Annotated in this window: 1 protein-coding gene; it reads left to right on the top strand. The window is 54.4% G+C overall.

The genetic code is table 11. From position 1 onward, the window contains the following. Window positions 1–129: 129 nt before the first annotated feature. Window positions 130–711, top strand: a complete 582-nt coding sequence (locus DDE76_RS19380; RefSeq protein ID WP_104891841.1) for a hypothetical protein — start codon at window positions 130–132, stop codon at window positions 709–711. Window positions 712–774: the final 63 nt, after the last annotated feature.

Below are 774 nucleotides of genomic sequence, written 5' to 3'. Positions count from 1 at the left end.
CAATAACGGACATTGACCAAACGGAGAGAATTGTCGAGTGGATGGGAATGGCAGGAGGCCTGAACTTGGGTGAGCGTGTCGGCAAGTTTGTGATTTTGTCCGATCTGTAGCGATTACAGGGCAGCTGGAATGACGATACCCTACAAGAGTCACCGCTTCTCCGTGGAGGATTGCGAGTTCATACTTGCGACGCGCAAATTCTACCCTCAAATCAAGCATGTCGTCGTGGTTGCAGCGGTACTTGGTATCCTGACATTTGCCGGTGGGTGGGAGGCCGGACTTGAGGCCTGGTTGAGCGCCGCAGTCGCCCTTGGCGTTGCGCTAGGTTCTATGGGTGCGATTCCGCTTCTCTTCCATTGGAACACTGGGCAACTGGCTGTCGAAAACTATCTGCTCGGAAACATAACCAGTGTAATGGGCCATGTGAACTGGCCACCGATTTGGCAGAATGTGCTAGCTGAACGAGCGGTCACCTTTGATTGGGCAGATATCAGCCAGGCGGTACTTCGTCCTGCGCCCTGGGCCTTTGCGCTCGACAACTTGAATCTGGAGCTGAACTTTCGCGATGGTCGTCAGCGGATCCTGCGCGTACCCAAGCTTGCTCCTGTTGAGGTCGAAGAACTTGTTCGGATCTTGGAGTTAATTGCGCTTCGTAGGGGATTTCGGTTTGAGCAAGGGCCTCCGCTCCATCCGCCTTTGCAAACCAACTAGTTCTCGCCCAGAGGGTGATAGCCGATGGGTTCGGAGATGGATCTTCGCTACGGCAGCTTTCAG

It is taken from the genome of Devosia indica (genome assembly GCF_003056405.1).
Taxonomy (GTDB): domain Bacteria; phylum Pseudomonadota; class Alphaproteobacteria; order Rhizobiales; family Devosiaceae; genus Devosia; species Devosia indica.
This window is presented reverse-complemented; position numbering and strand designations above follow the sequence as displayed.